Annotated in this window: 21 protein-coding genes; 11 read left to right on the forward strand and 10 right to left on the reverse strand. The window is 66.1% G+C overall.

Features of this window, described 5'->3' with window-relative positions:
• Positions 1-32 precede the first annotated feature (32 nt).
• Positions 33-857: a hypothetical protein gene (locus ISP25_RS05985; protein WP_404612420.1), complete on the forward strand. Its 825-nt coding sequence runs from the start codon at positions 33-35 to the stop codon at positions 855-857.
• Between the two features lie 25 nt (positions 858-882).
• Here ISP25_RS05985 and ISP25_RS05990 read toward each other — a convergent pair whose 3' ends face one another.
• The gene (locus ISP25_RS05990; RefSeq protein ID WP_192155020.1) at positions 883-1,356 is read right to left on the reverse strand and encodes an Lrp/AsnC family transcriptional regulator; all 474 of its coding nucleotides are present in this window, start codon (positions 1,354-1,356) and stop codon (positions 883-885) included.
• Between the two features lie 162 nt (positions 1,357-1,518).
• On the opposite strand from ISP25_RS05990, the gene ald reads away from it, so the two are divergent.
• Positions 1,519-2,637, forward strand: coding sequence for an alanine dehydrogenase (gene ald, locus ISP25_RS05995; protein ID WP_192155019.1), 1,119 nt, complete (start codon positions 1,519-1,521; stop codon positions 2,635-2,637).
• Positions 2,638-2,830: 193 nt separating this feature from the next.
• Here the strand turns inward: ald and ISP25_RS06000 are convergent, their stop codons facing one another.
• Positions 2,831-3,814, reverse strand: a complete 984-nt coding sequence (locus ISP25_RS06000; protein ID WP_404612422.1) for an aldo/keto reductase — start codon at positions 3,812-3,814, stop codon at positions 2,831-2,833.
• Positions 3,815-3,936: 122 nt separating this feature from the next.
• Here ISP25_RS06000 and ISP25_RS06005 point away from each other — a divergent pair, with 122 nt between their 5' ends.
• Positions 3,937-4,827: a LysR family transcriptional regulator gene (locus tag ISP25_RS06005; RefSeq protein ID WP_404612424.1), complete on the forward strand. Its 891-nt coding sequence runs from the start codon at positions 3,937-3,939 to the stop codon at positions 4,825-4,827.
• 27 nt (positions 4,828-4,854) lie between these two features.
• Here ISP25_RS06005 and ISP25_RS06010 read toward each other — a convergent pair whose 3' ends face one another.
• On the reverse strand, positions 4,855-6,696 hold the full coding sequence (locus tag ISP25_RS06010; RefSeq protein ID WP_192155448.1) for an ATP-binding cassette domain-containing protein: 1,842 nt from the start codon (positions 6,694-6,696) through the stop codon (positions 4,855-4,857).
• 159 nt (positions 6,697-6,855) lie between these two features.
• Here ISP25_RS06010 and ISP25_RS06015 point away from each other — a divergent pair, with 159 nt between their 5' ends.
• Complete coding sequence (locus ISP25_RS06015) at positions 6,856-9,282, forward strand: DUF3772 domain-containing protein (RefSeq protein ID WP_404612426.1); 2,427 nt, start codon at positions 6,856-6,858, stop codon at positions 9,280-9,282.
• Positions 9,283-9,500: 218 nt separating this feature from the next.
• On the opposite strand, the gene ISP25_RS06020 is transcribed toward ISP25_RS06015, so the two are convergent.
• The 3 genes from ISP25_RS06020 to ISP25_RS06030 form a co-directional block, all read right to left on the reverse strand.
• Positions 9,501-9,998, reverse strand: a complete 498-nt coding sequence (locus tag ISP25_RS06020) for a DUF3761 domain-containing protein (RefSeq protein WP_192155015.1) — start codon at positions 9,996-9,998, stop codon at positions 9,501-9,503.
• A 211-nt stretch (positions 9,999-10,209) separates the two neighbouring features.
• Complete coding sequence (locus ISP25_RS06025) at positions 10,210-11,859, reverse strand: alpha/beta hydrolase (RefSeq protein WP_404612429.1); 1,650 nt, start codon at positions 11,857-11,859, stop codon at positions 10,210-10,212.
• Positions 11,860-12,051: 192 nt separating this feature from the next.
• Positions 12,052-13,710, reverse strand: a complete 1,659-nt coding sequence (locus tag ISP25_RS06030) for a serine hydrolase (RefSeq protein WP_404612431.1) — start codon at positions 13,708-13,710, stop codon at positions 12,052-12,054.
• Between the two features lie 125 nt (positions 13,711-13,835).
• On the opposite strand from ISP25_RS06030, the gene ISP25_RS06035 reads away from it, so the two are divergent.
• From ISP25_RS06035 to ISP25_RS06050, 4 genes are read left to right on the forward strand one after another with little or no spacing between them, the layout of a single operon-like run.
• Positions 13,836-14,615: a phosphatase PAP2 family protein gene (locus ISP25_RS06035; protein ID WP_404612433.1), complete on the forward strand. Its 780-nt coding sequence runs from the start codon at positions 13,836-13,838 to the stop codon at positions 14,613-14,615.
• 45 nt (positions 14,616-14,660) lie between these two features.
• Positions 14,661-15,074, forward strand: a complete 414-nt coding sequence (locus ISP25_RS06040) for a ribonuclease domain-containing protein (protein WP_404612435.1) — start codon at positions 14,661-14,663, stop codon at positions 15,072-15,074.
• Entirely contained in the window at positions 15,071-15,499 is a 429-nt protein-coding gene (locus tag ISP25_RS06045) for a barstar family protein (RefSeq protein ID WP_404612436.1), read from the forward strand. Before ISP25_RS06040 ends, ISP25_RS06045 begins: the two co-directional genes overlap by 4 nt.
• Positions 15,496-15,741, forward strand: coding sequence for an RNA-binding S4 domain-containing protein (locus ISP25_RS06050; RefSeq protein ID WP_192155003.1), 246 nt, complete (start codon positions 15,496-15,498; stop codon positions 15,739-15,741). Before ISP25_RS06045 ends, ISP25_RS06050 begins: the two co-directional genes overlap by 4 nt.
• Here ISP25_RS06050 and ISP25_RS06055 read toward each other — a convergent pair.
• Positions 15,731-15,886, reverse strand: coding sequence for a hypothetical protein (locus ISP25_RS06055; RefSeq protein ID WP_404612438.1), 156 nt, complete (start codon positions 15,884-15,886; stop codon positions 15,731-15,733). The two genes, ISP25_RS06050 and ISP25_RS06055, sit on opposite strands and share 11 nt — an antisense overlap.
• Positions 15,887-16,052: 166 nt before the next feature.
• Entirely contained in the window at positions 16,053-16,868 is an 816-nt protein-coding gene (locus ISP25_RS06060) for an arylamine N-acetyltransferase family protein (RefSeq protein WP_404612440.1), read from the reverse strand.
• A 107-nt stretch (positions 16,869-16,975) separates the two neighbouring features.
• On the opposite strand from ISP25_RS06060, the gene msrA reads away from it, so the two are divergent.
• Positions 16,976-17,656, forward strand: coding sequence for a peptide-methionine (S)-S-oxide reductase MsrA (gene msrA / locus ISP25_RS06065; RefSeq protein ID WP_404612441.1), 681 nt, complete (start codon positions 16,976-16,978; stop codon positions 17,654-17,656).
• Between the two features lie 12 nt (positions 17,657-17,668).
• Here the strand turns inward: msrA and ISP25_RS06070 are convergent, their stop codons facing one another.
• Both ISP25_RS06070 and ISP25_RS06075 read right to left on the reverse strand, forming a co-directional pair.
• A complete protein-coding gene (locus ISP25_RS06070) occupies positions 17,669-20,389 on the reverse strand; it encodes a putative bifunctional diguanylate cyclase/phosphodiesterase (RefSeq protein WP_404612443.1) in 2,721 nt (906 codons plus the stop codon).
• Between the two features lie 93 nt (positions 20,390-20,482).
• Entirely contained in the window at positions 20,483-21,259 is a 777-nt protein-coding gene (locus tag ISP25_RS06075) for a TenA family transcriptional regulator (protein ID WP_404612445.1), read from the reverse strand.
• Positions 21,260-21,640: 381 nt separating this feature from the next.
• Here ISP25_RS06075 and ISP25_RS06080 point away from each other — a divergent pair, with 381 nt between their 5' ends.
• Positions 21,641-22,486, forward strand: a complete 846-nt coding sequence (locus ISP25_RS06080) for a YXWGXW repeat-containing protein (protein WP_192154994.1) — start codon at positions 21,641-21,643, stop codon at positions 22,484-22,486.
• Between the two features lie 143 nt (positions 22,487-22,629).
• Positions 22,630-24,834: a penicillin acylase family protein gene (locus ISP25_RS06085; RefSeq protein WP_404612447.1), complete on the forward strand. Its 2,205-nt coding sequence runs from the start codon at positions 22,630-22,632 to the stop codon at positions 24,832-24,834.
• Positions 24,835-24,873: the final 39 nt, after the last annotated feature.

Below are 24,873 nucleotides of genomic sequence, written 5' to 3' on the forward strand. Positions count from 1 at the left end.
CCCGCCAAATAGCCCGTTGTTGCACCTTCCTGATGCTCGCCCTGATTGCCGGCATCAGCCAGGCCGCCGACTGGAGCGACGTGGCTATCGACTGGAGCGGCGGCGAGCGTTTCCGCGAGCCGTACAACAGCAGCGAGATCCACAAGAACATCCTTTCGCTGACCTGGGTCAGCGGCTATCGCTACGGCACCCAGTTCTTCGATCTCGACGTGCTCAAGTCCGACCACAGCGACCCGGCCTCGCCCGGAAGCCGCAACGGTGCGGTGGAGACCTACGCCACTTACCGCTACACGCTGGATCTGGGCAAGGTCGCCGACCGCGACCTCGGTTTCGGCCCGGTGCGCGGGCTGGGCCTCACCGGCGGCTTCGACTGGAACATGAAGCACGATGTCGACTACAACTCGCGCAAACGCATGCTGGTGCTGGGCCCCAGTCTGCTGTGGAACGTGCCCGGCCACTTCAACACCGCCGTGCTGATGGCGTGGGAGAGCAACGCGCCGCACGGCCCGTACCCACCCATTTCTGAAGTGCAGGGTCGCTATTACTACAAGGCCCATCCGATGCTGGCGATGGATTGGGGCATACCGCTGGGCGCGCACTGGTCGTTCGAGGGCTACGCCAACTACATCGCCGCCAAGGGCATCAACGAGATCGGCCAGGCCACCGGTCCGGAAACCGATGTCGACATGCGCCTCTTGCTGGATGCGGGTGAGTTATTGGGCGCCCGCAAACATCGCTTTCTCGCCGGCGTGGAATACCAGTACTGGCGCAACAAGTTCGGCAATACCCGCATCGGCACTGACGGGCAAGGCTACGTCGCCAATACGCCGATGCTGCGGATGGAATACCACTTCTAGCGCCAGCGCTGCGTCGCGCACGCCCTCACACCGGCAGCTCCGTCGTCCGCTTCACCGTGCGCAACGCCAGCGTGGACTGCACGCGCACCACGCCGGGCAGTTGGGTAAGGATGTCGGTATGGATGCGCTCGAAGTCGGCGGAGTCGGCATAGGCCACGCGCACCATGTAATCCGCTGCGCCCGCGAGCAGGCAGCATTCGGTGACTTCCGGATGGCGCTGGATCGCCGCCTCGAATGCGTCGAGCGCGGTGCGCCCCTGCTGGTCCAGCGTGACCAGCACGAAGGCCGTGCCCGGCAGGCCCACCGCCTTCTCGTCCAGCAGCATCACGTAGCGTGAAATCAGCCCGCGCTCCTCCAGCAGCTTCACCCGGCGCAGGCAGGCCGAAGGCGAAAGATTGATCTGCTGGGCCAGTTCCAGATTGGTCAGGCGACCGTCCTGCTGCAGCAGTTTGAGGATGGCGCGGTCACGTTCGTCGAGGGCGGGATCAGGATGCAGCATGAAATTTCAATCCATGGGGATTTTTCACGTGACAAATTCTACATGATGGCCGAAGCACCACCGAAATTGGCGAGTAATTGCGCAACACAGTCGTCATACTGCCGCCCCATCGGCAGGCAATACGCCGATCCGCCTTTCACTCCAAATCAGAGAGTCATCGCCATGCGCATCGGTGTGCCGAAAGAAATCAAGAACCACGAATACCGCGTGGGCCTCATCCCCTCGTCCGTGCAGGAACTGGTGCACAACGGCCATCAGGTGACGGTGGAAACCGGCGCGGGCCTCGGTGCGGGCATCAGCGATGCCGACTATGTCGCCGCCGGCGCCACCATCGCGAGCGGCCCCGACTCGATCTTTGCCGAGGCCGACATGATCGTGAAGGTGAAGGAGCCGCTGGCTGTCGAGCGCAAGAAGCTCCGCAAGGGCCAGATCCTGTTCACCTATCTGCACCTCGCCCCGGACCTGGAACAGACCAAGGACCTGATCGACTCCGGCGCCATCTGCGTCGCCTATGAAACGGTGACCGCGCCGAACGGCACGCTGCCGCTGCTGACGCCGATGTCCGAAGTGGCCGGCCGCCTTGCTCCGCAGGTGGGCGCGCATTCGCTGGAGAAGGCCCAGGGCGGCCGCGGCGTGCTGCTGGGCGGTGTGCCCGGCGTGCCGGCGGCGGAAGTGGTGATCCTGGGCGGCGGCGTCTCCGGCACCCACGCGGCGACCATCGCCGTGGGCATGGGCGCCAAGGTCACCGTGGTCGACCGCTCGGCCGACGCACTGAAGCGCCTGGCCGCGCAGTTCGGCACCGCGATCTCCACCGTGTTCTCCACCCGCGCCGCGATCGAGGAACTGGTGCGCCGCGCCGACCTCTTGATCGGCACCGTGCTGATCCCGGGCGCCGCCGCGCCGAAACTGGTCACCCGCGACATGCTGAAGACCATGAAGCCGGGCTCGGTGATCGTGGACGTCGCCATCGACCAGGGCGGTTGCGTCGAGACCTCGCACGCCACCACCCACGCCGAGCCGACCTACGTGGTGGACGGCGTGGTGCACTACTGCGTGGCCAACATGCCGGGCGCCGTGGCGCGTACCTCCACCTTCGCACTCAACAACGTCACCCTGCCCTTCGCGCTCTCGCTGGCCAACAACGGCTGGAAGAAAGCGCTGGCGCAGGACGCGCACCTGCGCAACGGCCTCAACGTGTGCGAAGGCAAGCTGACCTGCGAGCCGGTGGCCGAAGCGCATGGCCTGCCGTACGTGAAAGCAGAGACGGCGATCGGGATGTAAACAGTCCGTCGTTCCAGCGAGAAACCTTTCGACAACCGAAGACGGTCAAGCTGGAACCCGGGTTCCGGGAATTGCATGGAAGGACTCGCCAGATCCCGGCTTGCGCCGGAATGGCGACACAAACCCAAGGATCGAAGAAAAGGCCAGGCGCGCGCCTGGCCTTTTCGTTGGCACCGCTCCAACGCGGGCTCAATCATCCACCGTCCACGGCTGCGGCCAATTGTGGCGGGTAACGATCCCCCTGCACCTTGATGTGCGCGAGCGCTTCGTCGATGCGCTGAAGCGCATCGGGTGCCAGTTGGATCGCGGCGGCGGCTATGTTTTCCTGCAGCCGCTGCGATTTGGTGGTGCCGGGGATCGGCACGATCCACGGCTTCTGCGCCAGCAGCCAGGCCAGCGCCACCTGGGCAGGCGTGGCAGCCAGCCCTGCGGCCACGGCGCCCAGCAGATCCACCAGCGCCTGGTTGGCCTGGCGCGCCTCGGGAGAAAAGCGCGGCAGGCCGGCCCGGAAATCCTCCTTGGCGATGGGCGCGTTGGCGTCGATGGTTCCAGTGAGGAAGCCCCGGCCCAGCGGACTGAACGGCACGAAGCCGATGCCCAGTTCCTCGCACAATGGCAGCAAGGCATGCTCCGGCTCGCGCCACCACAGCGAATATTCGCTTTGCAACGCCGCCACCGGCTGTACCGCATGCGCACGGCGGATCGACGCCACACCCGCCTCGGACAATCCGAAATGCCCGACCTTGCCGGCCGCGATCAGCTCCTTGACCGTACCGGCCACATCCTCCATCGGCACCTGCGGGTCGACACGGTGCTGATAGAGCAGGTCGATCCGCTCTGTCCGCAAGCGCTTCAGCGCGGCGTCGGTCACGGCGCGGATGTTTTCCGGGCGACTGTCCAGAGCGGGCGCGATGCCGTTCCTGAAACCGAACTTGGTGGCGATCACCACCTTGTCCCGCAGTGGCGCCAGGGCCTCGCCGAGCAATTCCTCGTTGGCGAACGGACCATAGGCTTCGGCGGTGTCGAAGAAATTCACACCCGCCTCCACCGCGTCGCGCAGCAGGCGGATGGCCGACGCGCGTTCCATCGGCGCGCCATAGGCAAAGCTCATGCCCATGCAGCCGAGGCCGAGGGCGGAAACGGTGAGGCCGCTGTGGCCAAGCGTGCGCATCTGCATGGGGGAACTTCCGCGTGGAAAGGGTGAGGCGACGAAGTCTGCCGTTACGCGTTTGATTTGATTAGCCCGTGCTGTGCGAATGCTTTCATGAATTCTTCTCATCAATGCGGAACAATCGGCGGATGACGCGCACAAACTACAACGATCTGCTGGCCTTCCTCGCCGTGGCGCGAGAACGCAACTTCACCCGTGCGGCGGCACAACTGGGCGTGTCGCAATCGGCACTCAGCCACACCTTGCGCGCGCTGGAGGCGCGGCTCGGATTGCGGCTGCTGACGCGCACCACGCGCAGCGTGATGCCGACCGAGGCCGGCGAACGGCTGTTCCGGCAACTGTCGCCGAACTACGCCGACATCGATGCCTCCATCGCCGCCCTCGGCGACTTGCGCGACCGGGCCGCCGGCACCGTGCGCATCACGGCCAACGAGCACTCGGCCAGCACCATCCTATGGCCGGCCTTGCGCACGTTGCTGCCGCGCTATCCGGACATCCACGTCGAAGTCGTCACCGATTCGGCGCTCACCGACATCGTCGCCGAGCGCTTTGACGCCGGCATCCGGCTCGGCGAACAGGTGGCCAAGGGCATGATCGCCGTGCCCATCGGACCGCCGATGCGGATGGCGGTGGTCGGAGCACCGTCCTATCTGGGCGAACGCCCCGCCGTGCGCACGCCGCGGGACCTGACCAGCCACGACTGCATCAATCTGCGCTTCCTCACCCTGGGCAACTTGTATGCATGGGAGTTCGAGCGCGACGGTCATGCATTGAACGTGCGCGTGGAAGGCCGGCTCACTTTCAACAACCCGCGCCAGGTGCGCGAGGCGGCACTGGATGGCTTCGGCCTGGCCTGCCTGCCGGAGGACGTGGTGCGCGCCGATATCAAGGCGCGCCGGCTGCGCTGCCTCCTGTCGGACTGGTGCCCGCCGTTTCCGGGTTATCACCTGTATTACCCCAGTCGGCGCCAGCACCCACGTGCCTTTGCGCTGCTGGTCGAGGCGCTGCGCCGGCGCTGATCGGGCTACGCCGGCGCGCGCGACTCGTCAAGCCGTTTCATCCTCCGCCGCCACGAAACCGCCCGTCTGCCGCTTCCACAGTCGCGCATACAAGCCGTCGCGCGCGACCAGTTCGGCATGCGTGCCGGTTTCCACGATGTGGCCCTTGTCCAGTACCACGAGGCGATCCATGCGAGCGATGGTGGAGAGGCGGTGCGCGATGGCGATCACTGTCTTGCCCTGCATCAGCAGATCCAGGCTCTCCTGGATCGCCGCCTCGGCCTCGGAATCCAGCGCGCTGGTGGCTTCGTCCAGCACCAGGATGGGTGCGTCCTTCAGCAGCACACGGGCGATCGCGATGCGCTGGCGCTGGCCGCCGGAAAGCTTCACGCCGCGCTCGCCCACCAGCGCCTCGTAGCCGGTGCGGCCCTCGCCGTCGACCAGGGTGGGGATGAACTCGTCGGCGCGCGCCTTGCGCACGGCCTCGGCGATCTGCGCCTCGCTGGCGTCGGGCCGACCGTACAAGATGTTGTCGCGGATCGAACGATGCAGCAGCGAGGTGTCCTGGGTCACCACGCCGATCTGCGAGCGCAGGCTTTCCTGGGTCACCTGCGCTACGTCCTGGCCGTCGATGGTGATGCGGCCGTCCTCCAGGTCGTAGAGGCGCAGCAGCACGTTCACCATCGTGGACTTGCCCGCGCCGCTCGGCCCGACCAGGCCGATCTTCTCGCCCGCACGCACGGCCAGCTCCAGCCCCGCGATCACGCCGCCCTTCTTGCCATAGTGGAAATGGATGTCGTGGAAGTGCACGGCGCCATTGGTCACTTCCAGCGGCATCGCACCTTCGCGGTCCTGCACCGCGCGCGGCTGGGCGATGGTGGTGATGCCGTCCTGCACCGTGCCCACGTTTTCGAAGATGCCGTTGACCACCCACATGATCCAGCCGGACATGTTGTTGATGCGGATCACCAGGCCGGTCGAAAGCGCGATCGCGCCCACCGTGACATGGCCTTCGTTCCACAGCCACAACGCCAGCCCCGTCGTGCCGGCGATGAGGAAACCGTTGAGCGTGGTGATGCTGGCATCCATCGCCGTGGTCACGCGGGTCATCCGGCGCAGCTTGTCGGTCTGCTCGCCCATCGCCTCGGCCACGTAGGCCTCCTCGCGACGCGTGTGCGCGAACAGCTTGAGCGTGAGCACGTTGCTGTAGCCGTCCACGATGCGCCCCATCATTTTCGAACGCGCCTCCGACGCCTTCCACGAGCGCTGCTTGATGCGCGGTATGAAGATCCACAGCAGGCCGATGTAGGCGAACACCCAGACCACCAGCGGCACGGCCAGCCACACGTCGGCATGGGCAAACAGCGCGACGGCGCTGCCGGTGTAGATCACCACGTACCAGATCGCATCGACGATCTGCACCGCCGATTCGCGCAGCGCGCTGCCGGTCTGCATAATGCGGTTGGCGATGCGCCCGGCGTAGTCGTTCTGGAAGAAGCCCAGGCTCTGGCGGATCACGTAGCGATGGTTCTGCCAGCGGATGCGGTTGGTGAGGCTGGGCACGATGGCCTGGTTCACCAGCAGGTCGTGCAGGCTGTTGAATACCGGCCGCGCGACCAGCGCCACCAGCGCCATGCCCAGCAACTCGCGCCCGTGCCGGTGGAAGAAATCCGCCGCGGGCACACCTTTGGCCAGGTCCACGATGCGTCCGATGAAGCCGAACAACGACACCTCGACCACGGCCACGCAGAAGCCGACCACGATGGCCGCCACGAACACCGGCCACACCTGGCGCAGATAGAACGCGTAGAAACGCCACACCGGCTGCGGCGGCATGCCGTCGACCGGCTCCTTGAAAGCGTCGATCAGGGATTCGAACCAGCGGAAGATCATGGCGGCCGCACGAGATGCAGGGAGACACCTAGCGTGGGTGCACACCCGCTTGCGCACAAGAGGCAGGACGCACATGGGCTGAACGCCAGCTCTGCTTTGATACGCGCCTCGGTTGACCCTCTGCGACGCGGCCGGGATCATGCCGGAATGCTTACCATGATCCGTCGCCTGCCCGTACTCCCGGTCCTCCTGCTGGCCTTGGCCTTCGTCGCCACGCCCACGTGGGCACGTGCCGATGCGAATGCCGGCGCCGCCGCCACGCCGGCGCAGACTCTGCAGCAGTTGAGCAACCAGCTCAACGCGGTGAAGGCTGCGTTGTCGAATACGCCGCAGGACAAGCTCGACAACGCCACGCTGAATGACCTCCGCGCACGCGCCATGCAGGTGCAGAGCGGTGCGCAGCAAGTCGTCGATGGCCTCGCGCCGCAGATGGCCACATTGCAGGCGCAACTCACCGTGCTCGGCCCAGCCCCGGCCAAGGGCGCTTCGTCGGAGGCACCCGAGGTAGCCGCCCAGCGCCGACAACTGGACAAGGCGCAGACCAACCTCAATGCACAGATCGTGCAGGCGAAGTCGTTGGGCCTCGATGCCCTGCAGCTGATGGAGCAGATCAGCGGCCTGCTCAGCGACCAGTTCCAGGCGCGCTTGGCTGAACGCACCGACACGCCGCTGGGCCACGCGTTCTGGGTCGACCAGGTGCGTTCGCTGCCGAACGACATGCCGCGTCTCCAGCGCTTCGCCGCAAGCTGGGCCCAGGGCTTGAACGACGCCTGGCAGCCGCCGAACCGCACGCCGCTGCTGCTGTGCGTGGCCGCCGCCGTGCTGCTCCTCGCTGGTGGCCGGCGGGGACTGCAACACTTGTGGCAATTCATCGCAACGCGCTGGTTGCCGGATGGTCATCTGCGCCGCAGCGCAATGGCGGCGGTGATGGCGCTGTCCACCACGCTGGTGATCGGGCTGGCCGCGAAGCTGGTGCACCTGGGCATCAACTGGAACGACACGCTTGACACCGACCTCGACCAGCTGGCGACGTCGACGATGCGCGTCGTGATCATCTCCTCGCTGATGGCCGGGCTGGGCAGTGCGCTGCTCTCCGCGAAACGTGCGTCGTGGCGTCTGCCGCCACTGTCGGACATCACGGCGCAACGGCTGCGCAGCCATCCGTGGCTGCTGGGCGGCGTGGCACTGCTGACCGGCCTCACCGAGCACATCGTGCGCAGCATCGGCTCCAGCCTCCCGGCCACGGTGCTGCTGCACGCGCTGCTGGCGCTGCTGATCAGCGGACTGGTCGGCTCAGCGCTGCTGCGCCTGCGCCATGCGCGGCACGAAGCCGACGAAGCGAAGGCCGGCAGGGTGCGCCGGCCACTGTGGGTCGGTGCATTGGGCTTTGCCGCCGCCCTCGGCGTCGTGGTGTGCTGGTTGTCGGTATGCACGGGCTTCATCGCACTCGGCTTCTTCGTGGCGATACAGATGCTGTGGACTGGCCTAGTGGTGGCCAGCCTCTATCTGCTGCTGCTGCTGGTGCGCGACCTGTTTGAGACCCTACTGTCGCCGCAGAGCCGCAGCAGCCAGCATCTGCAGGCCAGTTTCGACATCTCCTCCGAAACGCTGCAACAAGCCTCTACCGTACTCACCGGGGTCACCCGCGTGCTGCTGACGCTGGTTGCGCTGGCGATGGTTCTGGCGCGATTCGACGCCGGCCCGGCGGAGTTGGCGCAACGCACGTCGCAGTTGTTCAGCGGGCTCAAACTGGGCCAATTGCCCATCAGCCCCGGCACCATCATGGGCGCCATCTCCGTGTTCGTACTTGGCCTGGTGGCATTGCGCGCACTGAAGAACTGGCTGCGGGACCAGTTGCTGCCCACCACGTCGATGGACGCGGGCATGCGCAATTCGGTGGTCACCCTGCTCGGTTACCTGGGCGGTGTGTTCGTGTTCGCGCTGGCGCTGGCCGCGGCGAACGTGAGCCTGCAGAGCATCGCCTGGATCGCCAGCGCGTTGTCGGTAGGCATCGGCTTCGGCCTGCAGCAGATCGTGTCCAACTTCATCTCCGGCCTGATCCTGCTGGTGGAGCGGCCGGTGAAGGTGGGCGACTGGGTCAGCCTGTCCAGCGACGTGGAGGGCGACATCCGCCGCATCAACGTGCGCGCCACCGAGATCCAGCTGGGGGATCGCTCTACCGTGATCGTGCCGAACTCGCAACTGATCACCCAGAACGTGCGCAACGTGACCCACAGCAGCGCGCAGGGCCGCGTGCGCATCATGCTGCCGATGCCGCTGGACACCGACGCCGATCGCGCCCGCCAACTGATGATGGAGGTTCTGAAGGCGCATACCTCCACGCTGGAGAATCCGCCTCCGGTGGTGCGGCTGGACAACATCAACGCCAGCTCGATGACCTTCAGCATCACCTCCTACGTGCGCAGCCCACGCGATGTGGCGGCGGTGAAGAGCGACATGCTGTTCGAGATCCTTGCCCGCCTGCGCACCGAGAACCTCCCGCTGTCCACGCCGACGAGCATGGTGGTGCGCAATCTGGGGCCGCTGGGGGAAGACAGTCCGGCGGCGCCGTCGTCGGGGTAGCGCTTCACTTGCTTGTCATCCCGGCGAAGGCCGGGGTCCAGTTCAAATACCGCGTCCGAAGGACACAAGATCTTTTTGAGTGCTTCGCACAGCAAGTGAAACCGGATCCCGGACTTCGCCGGGATGACGAGCCGAAAAAGCCCGCGAACTCGCCACGCGGACAAAACGAAGGCCGGCTTGCGCCGGCCTTCGTTTTGTCCGGTGATGCAGCGCCAGGATTACGGCGTGCAGGCCTTGCCGTGCTCGGCATGGTTACCCTTGGCCTTGGCGTCGGCCTCGCTCATGTACTCGCCATGCTTGGTCTTGCCATACCACTTGTCGCCCTGGCAGTGGTAGACCTTGCTGCTGTCGTTGACCCATACCATACCCGGGCCACCGCCCGGAGCCGCCGCCGCGGCCGGAGCAGCAGCAGACGCCTTCTTCGCCGGGGTCGCAGGCGCCGCCGCAGCGGCAGGCGCGGCAGCGGCCATCTTCGACGACGAAGCAGCGCTGGCGGCGTACCACGTCTTCACGCCCTTGTGGCCCTTGCAGGCACCGCTCTTGGTGGCGGTGCTGGTATAGCTGCCGTCCTTGCACTGGCCGGTGGAACCGGCAGGCGCGGCAGCTGCGGGAGTTGCGGGGGTTGCGGGCGCAGCCGGCGTTGCAGACTGTGCGAACACAGCCGGCACGGCCAGCACGCAGCCGAACGCCATGGCGAACACGGTGGATGCTTTCATCTTCAAACTCCCTCTTGCGCGATGGTTGCTCGGTGGCGGCCGGCCCTGCCCTCGCCTCAGTGTGCCGTGCCGCTCGCCCCTTGCACGCAACGCTCCGCATGGCGAAGTCGCTTGCATGCATCGTGGCGCCCGGACGCGGGAAACTCCGCGTCGGTGGCGCCACTATGCCGCAAAACCATGTCGATACAACGCGAAGCGCGCGACGCATTCATCATCCGTGTTGCGCCTCGGGCTTCAACGCGGAATGCGGCCGCGCCACCTCGTACATCTGCCAGCTGATGTCCTTCAGCAGGCCCTGGCGATCGTCGCCGATGCGGTAGAGGTCGAAATGGGTGCGATCCGGGATGAAACGGATGTCGGACTTCGCATGCAGGCCATCCAGTACCGCCTTGAGCTTGTGTGCGGCACCGTCCAGGTAGAACGTATCGGCCGTACCGACATAGAGGTGAATCTTGCCGTCGAGGTCGGGCGCAAGTTCTTGCCAATGGCGGGAGAGGCGATAGGCAATGTCGTAATGGTCGTGCCAGTAATCCACCACGGCCGGATCGACGTCGCCGGTGTCGCGGTCGAACATCGGCTCGGGCCGGCCGTCCTTGCCCTTGGGCGAGAACACCCACTCGAACGAGGCCATCTGGCCGCCGTACGGGCCCATCACGCGCTCAAGCTGGGCGAACTGTTGGTAGGTGGCCAGCACCTTGCCGTGGTCGCGCACCAGCGGATAGGGCGTGCCGTCGGCCTTGCGGTAGACGTTGGCATGCTGTGCGTAGAGATCCACGCCGGTGAAGTCGTGGAAGTCGCTGGGATCGGGCGAGGTGGACCAGGTGCCGCCGAAGATCTTCGGATAGCGCGTCTGCAACCACAGCGTGGCCCAGCCGCCGGAGGAATGGCCCTGCAGGAAACGTCCGCTGGACTTCGCGTCCATGCGGTAGGTCTTCTCCAGCTGCGGGATCAGCTCGGTGGTGAGCGCCACGCCCCATGGGCCGTTGTTCACCGAGTCGGCGAACTCGGTGGTGCCGGTGGGACTGGACTGGTCGAGGAATACCCAGATCATCGGCGGCATCTGCTTTTCCGCCGTGGCGCCGTAGACCATCGCGGCGCTGCCGGCCAGCGTGTCCGCGTCGCCGCCGTAGCCATGCGTGTAGTACACCGTGGGATAGGTCGCCTTGGCCTTGGGGTCGTAACCCGGCGGCAGCATCACCCAGCCGCGCATGTGGATGGGCCGGCCCCAGAACGCGCTCAGCGCGGGGCTGACGAAGTCGATGGCCTGCGTGTGCTGGCGCGCCTCGTCGAAATGCTTGAGCGAAGTCTCGCTCATGTAGCGCTTCGGGATGTCCCACGCCTTGCGCTCCGGCAATGTATCCGTCAGCGTCAGGTCGGGCATGGTGGCCGCCGGCAGATGCAGCTTCACCACCTTGCTCGCCAGATCGCCGCCGTCGCGGCCGTGGTAGTTGTAGTCGTGGTGCACGTCGAGCACGGCCTGCACGTAGTAATCGCCCGCCGGCAGCCGTGACCAGGCTTGCGGGAAGGCGATTTCATCGGCATCGACATCCACCGCGTGGCCCGGTGCCAGCCGGCTCATCTCGCGTGCCGCCACCGCCGTCTGGGTGGGGAAGAACGGACTGGTGTCCACCTCCTCCACCTTGCCGTCGCCGCCATGCTCCTTCGCCGCCGCCTCGGCATCCTTCGCGGCGATGGCAAACAGCAGCAACCGGCCCGACACCGGCTGCGTTTCGGCGCTGCCCAGTTGCACATGAAAGAAGCTGTGCGCCGGCACGGTCGGCGCCGCGTCGCGCGCTTGCGCGGCGACGGAAAGCAGCAGGCCGCAGCCGAGCAGCGCGGCAGTGAGATGACGATGACGCATGGTGATCCCCTTTGGTCTGGCAACGTGGGTGAAGCGATTTCTTTCTTCCTACGCAAGCTGGAGCGCCGGAAAAGCGAGGAGGTTCGGCCCCGTCACGCAACGCACTTCGGCCGGCTCTTCGCACCTCCTGCCTGTGTGCCGGGACGACGACGCCCGCGAATCCTCCCGCATCCAGCGGGAAGAGGCGATGGTTCAATCCTGCTTTTCGGCAGCCTTCACCGGCACCGGCCGCAGATCCTGGAAATCGAAACTGAAGTCGGTGAGCGGCGAGATCGGCTGCATGCGCATCTCCCGCACGTGGCCATCGTCGTCCAGCGCGAAATTGACGAAGGCGTCGGCGTCGAGTGATCGGTCGTCCCAGCGCACGATGAAGGTATCGTGCTGCCACGGCGCCATCGTGCCGACCAGTTGCCTGGTCTTGCTGAAGCGCAGGCGCAACTTGCCCTGCGCCTCGCTGACCACGATGTCGCCGTACCACGGATCGCGGTAGGTACCGGCGTAGCCGGACAGCGGCAGCGAGGGCTTGCTGTCCTTGTCGCGCGCGGCCTCGTGCTTGGCCCAGCTACTGTCGGCATCGGCTTCGCCCTTCTTCACCGCCTTGTCGTACACCGCCACCCAGTCGGTCTTGTGTTCGGCGTTGAGGTAGGCGTCGAGCACGCGATAAGTGACCGCGTTGAACGCGGCGCCGGACTGCTGGTTGGTGAGCACCACCACGCCGAGGTTCTGCCCGGGCACCAGGGTGAGGCGCGAAACGAAACCCGGCCAGCCGCCGGTATGCCACACCAGCTTGCTGCCCTGGTAGTCGCTGAGGAACCATCCCTCGCCGTAGCCGGAGAACTGCGGGGTCAGCGGCGCCAGCTCGGGAATCGGCGGCTTGCCGACCGGGATCGGCGTGAGCATCGACCACATCTCGCGGTGGCTCTTCTCGGAGAACAGCTGCTTGCCGTCGGGCAGCTTGCCGCCGGCGAGCTGCACGTTCATCCATTTGGCGAGGTCGTTGACGCTGGCGTAGATGCCGCCCGCGCCAGGGTCGTTGAGCCAGGCCATCGGCGGCACCGGCTTGACCTCCTTGAAGTTGTAGGGCGCATGGCCGGTAGCCGCATCCATGCTGTGTTTCAGGTAGGTCATGTCCACCAGTGTTTCGGTCATGCCCACCGGCCGGAAGATGTGCTGGCGGATGAAGTCGGCATAGCTCTGGCCGGACACCTTCTCGATCGCCTGCGTGGCGACCGCGAACAGGATGTTGTCGTAGGCGTAGTGGCCGCGGAAGCTGTTCTTGATCGGCACGTCGGCGAGGCGCTTAACCACGTCCGCGGTGGTGTAGCTGGTCGGCGGCCAGTACAGCAGGTCGCCCGCGCCGAGACTGAGGCCGCTGCGATGCGCCAGCAGGTCGCGGATGCGCATCTCGTGCGTCACGTAGGGGTCGGACATGCGGAACCCGGGCAGGTAATCGATCACCCGGCCGTCCATGTCCAGCTTGCCCTCGTCGGCCAGCATCTGCAGCGCCGCGGCAGTGAACGCCTTGGTATTGGAGGCGATCGCGAACAGCGTGTCGGCATCCACGCGGTCCGGCTTGCCCACCTCGCGCACGCCATAGCCCTTGGCCAGCACCACCTTGCCGTCCTTGACGATGGCCACCGCGATGCCGGGCACCTTGAAGGTCTTCAGGGTGTCGGCCATGTAGGCATCGAAATCCTGCAGTTGCACCGGCAGTGGACCCTGCGTGCCGGAAGGTTCGAGCGATGACGAGGACGCCGCCTGCTCCGGTGCGGTCTGTGCCGACGCCGCGACGGCGAAGGCAAGCAGCGTGACGCACACCGCCAGACGCGGGGAAAGATGACGCAGAGGCATTGCAGGCTCCGGCAACATGAATCGATCCACTATCGCGGCAAAACCCGGACAGAGCCAGCGCTGGAAGTCATGCCGGCCTTCCGGCAGGCTTCACTGTTTCATCGAACGCGGACGAAACGAGTTTCATGGAATCCCTCCCCCACTGGATAGGCCAACACGCCCTGGCGTTGTGGGCCACCGTGCTGATCCTCGCCTTGCTCGCGGGCGACCTGCTCTGGCGCCTGGAGCGCCGCCGCAAACTGGCTGCCACCGGCAGGAACGACTACCTCTCGCTGCAACCACGCACCGCCACGATCCTGCTGATGCTGTTCGGCGCGTTGTTCGTCTCGCTGTCCTGGGCGGTATGGACGCATACCGCGCTGACTGGCTTCGATGCCGAGCTGGCGCAAGCATTGCGCGCACAGCTCCCGCCGGAGGTGCTGGGCATGGTCGCCCTCGTCACCAACATCGGCGACCCCATGCTGCTGATGGCCGCTGGTGCAGCAGTGGCCCTGCTGCTGGCGCGGAAGCGCAGTTGGCGGCTGTTCGTGCCGTGGTGCGTTGCGCTGGGCGGCACCGCGGCGTGTGGTGAATTGGCGAAACGCTTCGTGAAGCGCGTGCGCCCGTTCGACGGCCACGGCTTCGTCGTAGGAAACGGCTACAGCTTCCCCAGCGGCCACGCCATGATGAGCATGGTGTTCTTCGGCATGCTGGCCTACCTGCTGTTACGCCAATTCCGCCCCCCACGCCATCGCGCCACCGTTGCCACCGCCGTGGCGCTGATCACCATCGTCGGCATCAGCCGCGTGATGCTGCAGGCGCATTACCTCAGCGATGTGCTGGCCGGCTATGCCCTTGCTGCGTTCTGGCTGGTGCTGAGCGTGTCGCTGGCCGAACGGCTGCGGCGAAACACACGGGCGCCGTAGCCGCACTTGCTAGACTTGCCCCTCGACCAACTACCGGTGATGCGCATGCGCTCCTGGAAGCCGCTGCTCGCCCTGGCGATCGTTCTGGTAGCCGCCCTGTGGGGCCATTTTGCAACCACGCCTCCATCGTCCGCCCCGGTCGCCGCGCCGGCTTCCGTGGCAAGTGCCGGGACCTCTGCTGCGTCGCCGGCCTTTCTGCCGCCCGAGGCGCGCGACACGCTGGCGTCGATCATGCATGACGGGCCGTTCCCGCACAGCCAGGACGGCGTGGTGTTCGGCAACTACGAGCACCTGCTGCCCGAGCAGCCGCGCGGCTACTACCACGAGTACACGGTGGAGACACCCGGCGCACGTACGCGGGGCACGCGGCGCATCATCACCGGTGGTACACCACCTGCGGTGTACTACTACACGGACGACCATTACCGCAGCTTCCGCCAGTTCATGGTGTCCCGATGAACAGCGCGCATCCGCTCGATCCCGATCTCACCCGTCCCAGCCAGAACGGCGTCTATTTCGTGGGCGATGGCGATCTTGCCCGGCTTGCCGACGCAGGCAGGCGCGACGAGCTTGCCGTGTGCCGCACCGATCTCACCGGCTGCGCCGACAAGGCCGGACTGCTGCAGCGGCTCGCCGCTTCGCTGTCGTTGCCCGCCGACTTCGGCCAGAACTGGGATGCGCTGGCCGATTGCCTGCGCGATCCCGCTTGGCTGCCTGGGTGGGGGCATGTGCTGCTGTTCGACCATGCCGGCGATCTGCAACGCGATGCCGTCGTGGATTTCGACGTGCTGCTGGGCATGCTCGACGACGCCGCCACCTTCGCGCAGGACGCGGAGCGCCCGTTCTTCGCCTTTTTCTCCCTGCCTGGCCACCACAACGCATGAGCAAGCCACCTCTTCGCTTCGAACTCGACCGCGACTACGTCAAGCTCGACAACCTGCTCAAGCTGGTGGGCATCTGCGACAGCGGCGGCGCCGGCAAGCACCTGGTCGCCAGCGGCGCGGTGACGGTGGACGGCGCGCAGGAGCTGCGCAAGACCTGCAAGATCCACGCGGGACAGGTGGTGCGTGTCGGCAACGAGGAAATCCTCGTACTGGCCGATCCTCGCCAGCCCGTTACGCCTTGAGTTCCCGCCAGGGCCGGTGCATCGCGCTCGCAGTTCCATCCTTCTGCTGCATCTCGGGCAGGCGCTGCTTGCCGATCGGATTGGCGTATTCGGCGTAGAGGATATCCAGCTCGAGGTACGTGCGGTCGTCGCAATAGAACGGCACCGTAGTCCTCGCGGATGGTGATGTAGATCACCTGGCGCTGGCTGCCGTAGTGCAGCGAGCCAAGACACATCGGGCAGGAGCTGGCCAGTATGCGGATATCGCAGAATGATCTTCGAGTACCCGTTCGCAGTGACCTGAAAATCCGGTCGCGCCTGGCAACGCGGGCTCACTGCGGCAACGCATCCAGTTTCTGCAACAACCGGGTACGGTCCGGCAATCGCAGCAGGAACTCCTGTTCCAGCACCCGGCATATGTCCTCGCTGCCAGGGAGCGTGTGCCGCTCGGGCTCCATGCCCGGCCTGCGCACGGTGAACTCGCGGTCACGCAGGGTCAGCCGGCGATCCTGGGTCGTGCGCGCCGCGATCAGGTGTTGCACGAAGTTCGACGAGGGATAGGTGGAGACGTAATGGTTCGCCACCACGTAATCGACGGATGCACGCGGTTCGAGATCGAAGCGGTACAGGGTTAGCCAGTCTCCGCGCACGCAGGCCTGCATGCGCCACTCGCCGTTCCGCTCGAGCAGCCGGAACGGCTCCAGCCCCGTGACCTGCGCGACATCGGGCTCCAGGCGCAACGCACCAGCCAGGTTCATGCTGCCGAAGCCCACGTCGGTCAGCCAGCTCTCGCCATCCGCCTCCACCCTGAGCAACATATGGGTCTGCGCGGTGACCGCATCTTCCGGCTGGTTCCACAGCACGCGCGCGATCAGACCCTGCACGGTAAAGCCGATCATGCGCAGAGCCGCGGCGAACAACAGGTTCTGTTCGAAGCAATAGCCGCCGCGCCCCTGATACAGCAGCTTGCGTTCCAGCGCGTCCAGCTCCAATTGCACCGGCACGCCACACAGCGGGTCGAGATTCTCGAACGGCAGCGCCGCCGCATGCGCCACCGCCAAAGCACGCAGGGTCGTCTGGTCAGGCTTCGGTGCACCGCGATAGCCGATGCGTTGCAGATAGGCGTCCAGGTCGATCGCGTCGGACATGCGCGGAGCTCCAATGAAGGAGGCCACGGTAGCACCGGGCATGACACACGGGTAACCGCCCGGGCTCCGCCAGCGAATAACGACTGAATCCCCATCGCGAGGCCGCCATGAATGCCAGTCGCCATCCCATCCGCACGCTGTGTGCCGCGCTCGCATTGAGCCTCCTCGGTGCCTGCGCGCTGCCGCCAACGGCCGAAGCCGCCACGAAATTGCCGGCACCGCTGCAGGATGCTCCTCACACCGCCGTGCACGGCGAACAGGTCGCGGTGTTCGCCGGCGGCTGCTTCTGGGGCGTACAGGCCGTGTTCGAGCACGTCAGGGGCGTGCGCAAGACCTGGGCCGGCTACAGCGGCGGCAGCGCCGCCACCGCGCATTACGACCAGGTCAGTGAAGGCGACACCGGCCATGCCGAATCGGTGAAGGTCTTGTTCGACCCGGCGCAGGTCAGCTACGGCCAGTTGCTGCAGGTGTTTTTCTCGGTCGCAAGCGATCCCACCGAGCTCGACCGGCAAGGGCCGGACAGCGGCATGCAGTACCGCTCGGTGATCTTCTACGCCAGCCCGGAACAGCAGCGCATCGCCGGCGCCTACCTGGACCAGCTAGGCAAGTCGCGGATCTACACCGCCCCCATCGTCACCCAGCTGGTGCCATTGCAGGCTTTCTATCCCGCCGAAAGCTGGCACCAGGATTACGCCAGTCATCACCCGGACGATCTCTACATCGCAATCAACGACGCGCCCAAGGTCGCCAACCTGGAACGATGGTTCCCGGCCTTGTATTCCAGGTAGCTGCAACCCGCCTCAGGACTGTTGCTTGGGTGGCACCAGACTCAGGCGCGCCGGCGTCTGGCGAGGGTTCAACAGGCGCTCCAGCGCCGCCGCCGGCAGCGGATAGGAATAGAGGTAACCCTGCCCCTCGTCGCAGCCGGCCTTGCGCAGGAATTCGTGCTGCGCTTCGTGCTCGATGCCCTCGGCGATGGTGCGCAGACCCAGGCTGCGCGCCATCGCCAATATGGCTTCGACGATCGCCACGTCGTTGGCATCGTGCGGCAGGCTGGTGACGAATGAACGGTCGATCTTCAGCCAGCTCACCGATGGCAGCTTGAGGTAGGCCATCGACGAATACCCGGTGCCGAAGTCGTCGATCGCCACCTCGATGCCCAGTTCGTGCAGTACGTGCATGGTGCGCTGCGTCTCGTCGCCCAGTCGCAGCATGGCGCCTTCGGTGATCTCCAGCGCGAGACGCCGCGAGGGAATCTGGAAATCACGCATCGCCTTGCCCAATCCGCTGATGAAGGCGGGATGGGCCAGCCAACGCGCGGACACGTTCACCGCCACGCGGAACTTCGGCATGCCGGCACGATCCCATTCGCGGATCTGCGCGCAGGCGGCCCGCAGCACCCATTCGTCGATGCTGCGGATCAGGCCGAGGCTTTCGGCCACCGGGATGAATTCGCCCGGAGACAGCTCGCCGCGCTCCGGGTGCTGCCAGCGCAGCAACGCCTCCACCGCCTCGATGTGCCCGCTGCGCAAATCCATGCTGGGCTGGTAGCGCAGACTGAACTCGTCGTTGGCCAAGGCGCGGCGAAGCTCGGATACCAGTTGCAGGCGCTGGCGCGCATTGGCCTGCATCAGCGGCGTATAGAACCGCAGTGCGTTGCGTTCACTGCTCTTCGCCGTGTACATCGCGGCATCGGCGTTGGCGATCAGCGTAGTGGCATCGGCACCGTCCAGCGGATACCCGGCGATGCCGATACTGGCGCTCAGCACGATCTCGTATTCGTCCATCACGATGGGCGCGGCCAGGTTGGCAAGCAGTCGCTCCGCCACGATGCCGGCGTCCTCGCGCAACTCCAGCCGCCCCAGCAATACCGTGAATTCGTCGCCGCCGATGCGCCCGGCCATGTCCGTGGCGGAAATCTGCTTCCTGATCCGCTCGGCGATCTTGCACAGGACACGGTCGCCCATCGCATGGCTGTAGCTGTCGTTGACGATCTTGAACGCATCCAGGTCGATGAACAGTACGGCGACCGCGGTACGCAGACGTCCCGCGGCGGCAATGGCGGCGTTGCATTGCCGCTCGAACGCAGCCCGGTTGGCCAGCCCAGTGAGCGGATCGTGTGTGGCCAGGTGCTCCAACCGCTGCCGCTGCGCCTTGGCCTCATGGACATTGCTGAAGACTGCCACATAATGCAGCACGCGATGTTGCGCGTCGCGGATCGCGCTGATGCTCAATTGCTCCGGATAGGTGCTGCCATCATAACGGCGGCTTTGCACCTCGCCGCTCCAGTGACGCCCTCCGGCGAGCGCCGACCAGATCGATTCCGGCAAGGGCTCGCCGTCGGGCAGGCGGCGCATTTCGTCGAGACGACGCCCGAGCATTTCATGCAGGCCGAAGCCGGTGATTTCGGCGTGGGCGGCATTGACCGAAACCACCCGGCGCTCGGCGTCGGTGATGATCACGCCCTCGGCGATGCCGGCCAACGCTTCGGCCGCCACACGGCGCTCGCGTTCTATCGCCATCCGCTCGGAAATGTCGCGGATGATGGCTTGCCGCACCTGACGGCCATCCCAGTCGACCAGGTTGCTCTCGATTTCCACCTGGCGCAGGCCACCCGTGTTGTCGTCCAGCAGCGTGCCGGTGGCGCCCCCTTTCGGCTTCGACTGGAGCCCGTTGGCGAACAGGTCGTCGAAGCGGCGCCCGGCCAGCGGGACGCGCGCGCTGCTGATCCACGCCCTGGCCGTATTGTTCGCCTCAAGGATCCGCCCGCCGCTTTCGTCGATCATCATGATCGCGTCGTTCGCGCTGTCGAACAGGAGGCGATAGCGCTCTTCGCTGCTGCGTATGCCCTGCAGGATGCGACGCGCCATGCGCAGCCACAACAGCGAGGCGGCGATGGCCACGGCAAGCACGGCAAGGAACAGCACGGTGCCGATCCAGGCCGCGCCATCCGCGATCTGCGCAGAGAACGTGTCGGCGCGTGGCCCGATGAAGTGGTTGGCCTCCGCAATGCGCGCTCGCGCGGTCGCCACCATGGCCGGCGTGATGCTGCCGTCGGCATGGGCTCGCTGCAGATCGCCGGCGATTCGATCCAGCCCGTCGATGGTGTCGTCGGTCGAATACCAGGCGTCGATGGCCGGCTTCATGTAGGGCGCCGAGGAAAAGTGGCCCATGATGAAGATCATGCCGTCGATCGCATCCGGGATGACGCCGGCGCTGCGGAAGGCGCGCCAAACGGCAGCATGGTCGTAGTGCCCGCTGGCAATGGCGTCTCGCGCCCAGCGATCCGCGCCCAGCACCCGCATGTTCTTCCGGTAATCGGCCAGCGCGTCGGCGCGGCCGTCCTGGGCGTAGATCTCCAGGTCGATCACCGCCTGCTTCTGTGCCTTGGACCAAAGACTCTCGCCGTTGAGGAAACCGGCGAGAGTCACCTGGATCCTCAGGGCACCCCAAGTCAGGCCCAGGATCAAGCCGACCACCAACGCCAGCGCGAGCGCCAGCGGCGTCAAGTGTTGCGACACTGACCTTGGTCGGCTTGCAATCATGCGCTGCCTTGTCGTACCCCTAGAAACACATCGAAAACGCTGGCTTCTACCAGTCGCTTGATGCCGGCATCAAGCCGCCGCATCTGCCCACGTGCCCAATTTTCCCGAGCTTTCCATGCAACGGTCGAGCGTGATGCCCATGCTCGTGTAACTGCGGCTAATGCATTCACCCAGGTGCCGGACCTGGTCCACTCCTGGAGTCATGCCCACCAGGGTACAGACGATTTCCAGCGCCTCCCATGGATGAGTATCGTCATAAGCGGCGTGAAGTTGAAGCCAACGCAAGCCCTTGGTGCGCCCCTGTTCGGGCAGACTTTCGGCGTAGGTCACGCTTTCGTAGATCCGCTGCGACCATTCGCCGGTAGCCCCCTCCACCGCGTAGTTGGTGGCCGCGATACCCGCCGCCAGCTCACCGCCGCGGCTCACCTCCTCGCACCACGAGGCCAGCACCTGGCTGCCTGCGGGCGGCCGCCCCATCGTCACCTCCTCCAGCCGTACGCCGGCGCTCTCGGCCCAGTTCAACCAGTACTCGGCGTGGTTCTGCTCCACGCGGATATTGCGCACCAGCCAGCGCCGGGCCAGATTGTCGCCCGGGCTCCGGCCATAGTTGGTCTTCAGCAGGTTGTAGGCCATGTAGGCCGGAAAACGCTCGATCACCGGCCACACGCCCACCATGAAGTTGCGCGTGGATTCCCTGTCGAGGCGAGCCTCGCTCATCCGTGCCCACAATTCGTGCTGGACCACGCCCTGCTTCGCCTTCTCGCAATCGGCCACCATGTCCTGCGCCCAGTACGGATAGCTGCTCAGCTCGGTCAGCGCGCCAGTGCGTTCAAAACGGGTATTCATGTGATTCTCCTGAGTCGGTTGGGATGCCCGGCGATATGTCGCTGCGGGTTGGCCGTCTCGGGGCCGGGCGCCCGCGAATCGGCCGCCATCCATCGCCATGCATGCGATGGATGTCCGAGTATGCTTGCGCTCGAGCAGCGTGCGGACTGCGCGGTGCCGCCCGGCTCCGTGGTGTGCGCCGGGCCGGAGCCGCAGCGAATACACGCGACCCGACTCCGGTTCACTTGCCGTACGGAAAGCCGCCAGCCCTTGGTACACAAGGCTTTGCGTACGGCCGCCGGCATTCGCGCGCTGAACCCCGCCCAACGCGGCGCCGTCCGGCAGTCGCCGCGGCGGCCACTGCCGCGTTATTGATACCCACACAGCAACCGGGAGGACGCCATGCAAGCCCACACCGCCACGATCAACCTTTCCTTGCGCCGCCAATGGCTGGCGAAGGGCGCGGCAGCCCTGCTCGCCGCAGCCGTCGCCGCCGCCATTCCCAGCCGCGCGCACGCCGGCGTGTTCGTCTCGGTGAACATCGCGCCGCCGCCACTGCCGGTCTATGTGCAGCCGGCCATCCCCGCGCCGGGCTACATCTGGACGCCTGGCTACTGGGCCTGGAACGGTGCCGGGTACTACTGGGTGCCGGGCGCCTGGATCCTGCCGCCCTACGTCGGCGCGCTGTGGACCCCGGGCTACTGGGGCTGGAGCGGCGGCGTGTACCTCTTCCATGCCGGCTACTGGGGCCGCACCGTGGGCTACTACGGCGGCATCAACTACGGCTACGGCTACGGCGGCCACGGCTATGACGGCGGCTACTGGCACGGGGGCGGCTTCTACTACAACCGCTCGGTGAACCACATCACCAACAACATCACCAACGTCTACAACAGGCCGGTGGCGGCCGGCGCAGCCGTCGGCCGCGCCAGCTTCAACGGCGGCCCGGGCGGCGTCCACTACACGCCGCGGACAAGTGCAGAGCTGCGCTCAGCCAATTACGCGCCGCGAAGCAATGCCGCGGGCTACCAGCCGGCAAGCAACAGCGGTTATCGCCCCACGCATTACCAGCCGCAGAACTACTACCACGAGCAGCCGGCCTATCGTCCGGCACAGCAAACCTACCGTCCGCCGCAAGGCGGCAATGCCCAGCCTGCCGCACGCCCGACGCAGTACGCGCGCCCCGCGCCCGCGGCACACGGCGGCGGCAACGGCAACAGCGGCGGACAGGACCACCATCACCACTAACTGATAACTGACCTGCCGACACGGCATGCAGGACGAACAGGCCCGCCGCATGGCGGGCCTGTTCGTTGAAGCGTGCGTGCATTGCCGGATCACGACATCGGCCGCAAGATGCCCCGACGCCCACCTGCAGCGATGCCGCCCGCATGCCCACACATCGTCCAACCACCTGCGCGCGCCACATCCGTCCGTGGCTGGCCGCGCTCGTCCTCGCCATGGGCATATCGACTGCGGCATCGGCGCAAACCACCGAACATGCGCGCCTGCAACGCGAAGCCTCTGCGGCGACCATTACTCGCGACGACTGGGGCATCGCCCACGTGCACGGCAAGACCGATGCCGACGCGGTGTTCGGCATGGCCTACGCCCAAGCCGAGGACGACTTCAACCGCGTGGAGAGCAACTACCTCGCCGCACTGGGCTGGACGGCGCAAGCCGACGGCGAAACCGCTATCTGGCAGGACCTGCGCCAGCAGCTGTGGGTCGACCCGATGGAGCTGAAGAAGCTTTACGCGCAGAGCCCCGCCTGGCTGCAGAAGCTGATGGACGCCTGGGCCGACGGCCTCAACTGGTATCTCGCCACGCATCCGGACGTGCATCCGAAGGTGATCACACATTTCGAGCCGTGGATGGCGCTCTCCTTCACCGAAGGCAGCATCGGCGGCGACATCGAGCGCGTCTCGCTGAAGGACCTCGCCGCGTTCTACGGCGACGCGCACCCGCAGCTGGCGCAGGCGAACCCGCCGAGCTGGGCCGAGCCCACCGGCTCCAATGGCATCGCGATCGCACCCAGGCTCACCACCGACGGCCATGCGCTGCTGCTGATCAACCCGCACACTTCGTTCTACTTCCGCTCCGAGCTGCAGATGTCCAGCGACGAAGGGTTGGACGCCTACGGAGCCGTGACCTGGGGCCAGTTCTTCATCTACCAGGGTTTCAACCAGCACATCGGCTGGATGCACACCTCGACCGGCCTCGATGCAGTGGACGAGTTCGCCGAAACCATTGCGCACAAGGACGGCAAGCCGTACTACCGCTACGGCACGGAACTGCGGCCGGTAACCGAGCGTGCGATCGACGTGCGTTATCGCGCCGCCGATGGTTCGCCGAAGACGCGCCGTTTCATCGCGTACTTCACCCACCACGGTCCCATCGTGAAGAACGAAGGCGACAAGTGGATCGCCGAGGCGCTGATGGACAAACCCATCGCCGCGCTGGAACAGAGCTGGCTGCGCACCAAGGCGCACGACTACGCCAGCTACATGAAGGTGGCCGAACTCAAGGCAAACTCCTCCAACAACACGCTGTTCGCCGACGACAGGGGCGAGATCGCCTTCCTGATGCCGCAGTTCGTGCCCAAACGCGACAATCGCTTCGATTACACCAGACCCGTGGACGGCAGCGACCCGGCCACCGACTGGCACGGCCTCACGCCCTTGGACGAACTGCCGCAGGCGGTGAACCCGCCAAGCGGCTGGGCGATGAACACCAACGACTGGCCGTACTCCGCCGCCGGCAAGTACAGCCCGAAGCAGGCCGACTTTCCGCGCTATATGGACACCTTCGGCGAGAACCCGCGTGGCATCCACGCCACGGACATGCTCACCGGCGCAAGCGGCTTCAGCACGCCCAAGCTGATCACCGACGCGTTCGATTCGTATCTGCCGGAGTTCGCCAAACTCATTCCCTTGCTCACGAAGGACTACGACACGCTGCCCTCCGGCGACCCGCTGAAAGCGAAACTCGCCGGCCCTGTCGAGTTGCTGCGCCACTGGGACTACCGCTGGGGTATCGCTTCCATGCCCACGTCGCTGGCGGTGTTCTGGGGCGACACGCTATGGGACGAAAGCGTGGCCAGAGCGAAGGCCGCCGGCATCCCGCCCTACGACTACATGGCACGCGATGACGGTGCGCAGGAACGCCTGCACGCGCTGGACGAAGCGGTGGAGCGCCTCACGCGGGACTTCGGCAGCTGGGGCGTGGCCTGGGGCGAGATCAACCGCTTCCAGCGCCTCGACGACGCGATCCAGCCGCACTTCGACGACGGCAAGTCCAGCATCCCGGTGCCCTTCGTCTCCTCGCGCTGGGGCTCGCTGGCCTCGTTCGGCGCGCACCGCTGGCCGGGCACGAAGAAATACTACGGCTCCAGCGGGAACAGCTTCGTGGCCGTGGTCGAATTCGGCGCTCGCGTGAGCGCCCGTGCCGTCACCGCAGGCGGCGAAAGCGGCCGCCCCGGTTCCCCGCACTTCGCCGACGAGGCCGAGCGCTACGCCAGTGGCAACCTGCGCACGGTGTATTTCTGGCCCGACCAGCTCAAGGGACATATCGAACGCGTCTACCACCCCGGCTGAAGGTTGGCGGGTGATCCCTCCTTCTCCGTCACCTTGGGT

Source organism: Rhodanobacter hydrolyticus (assembly GCF_044904645.1).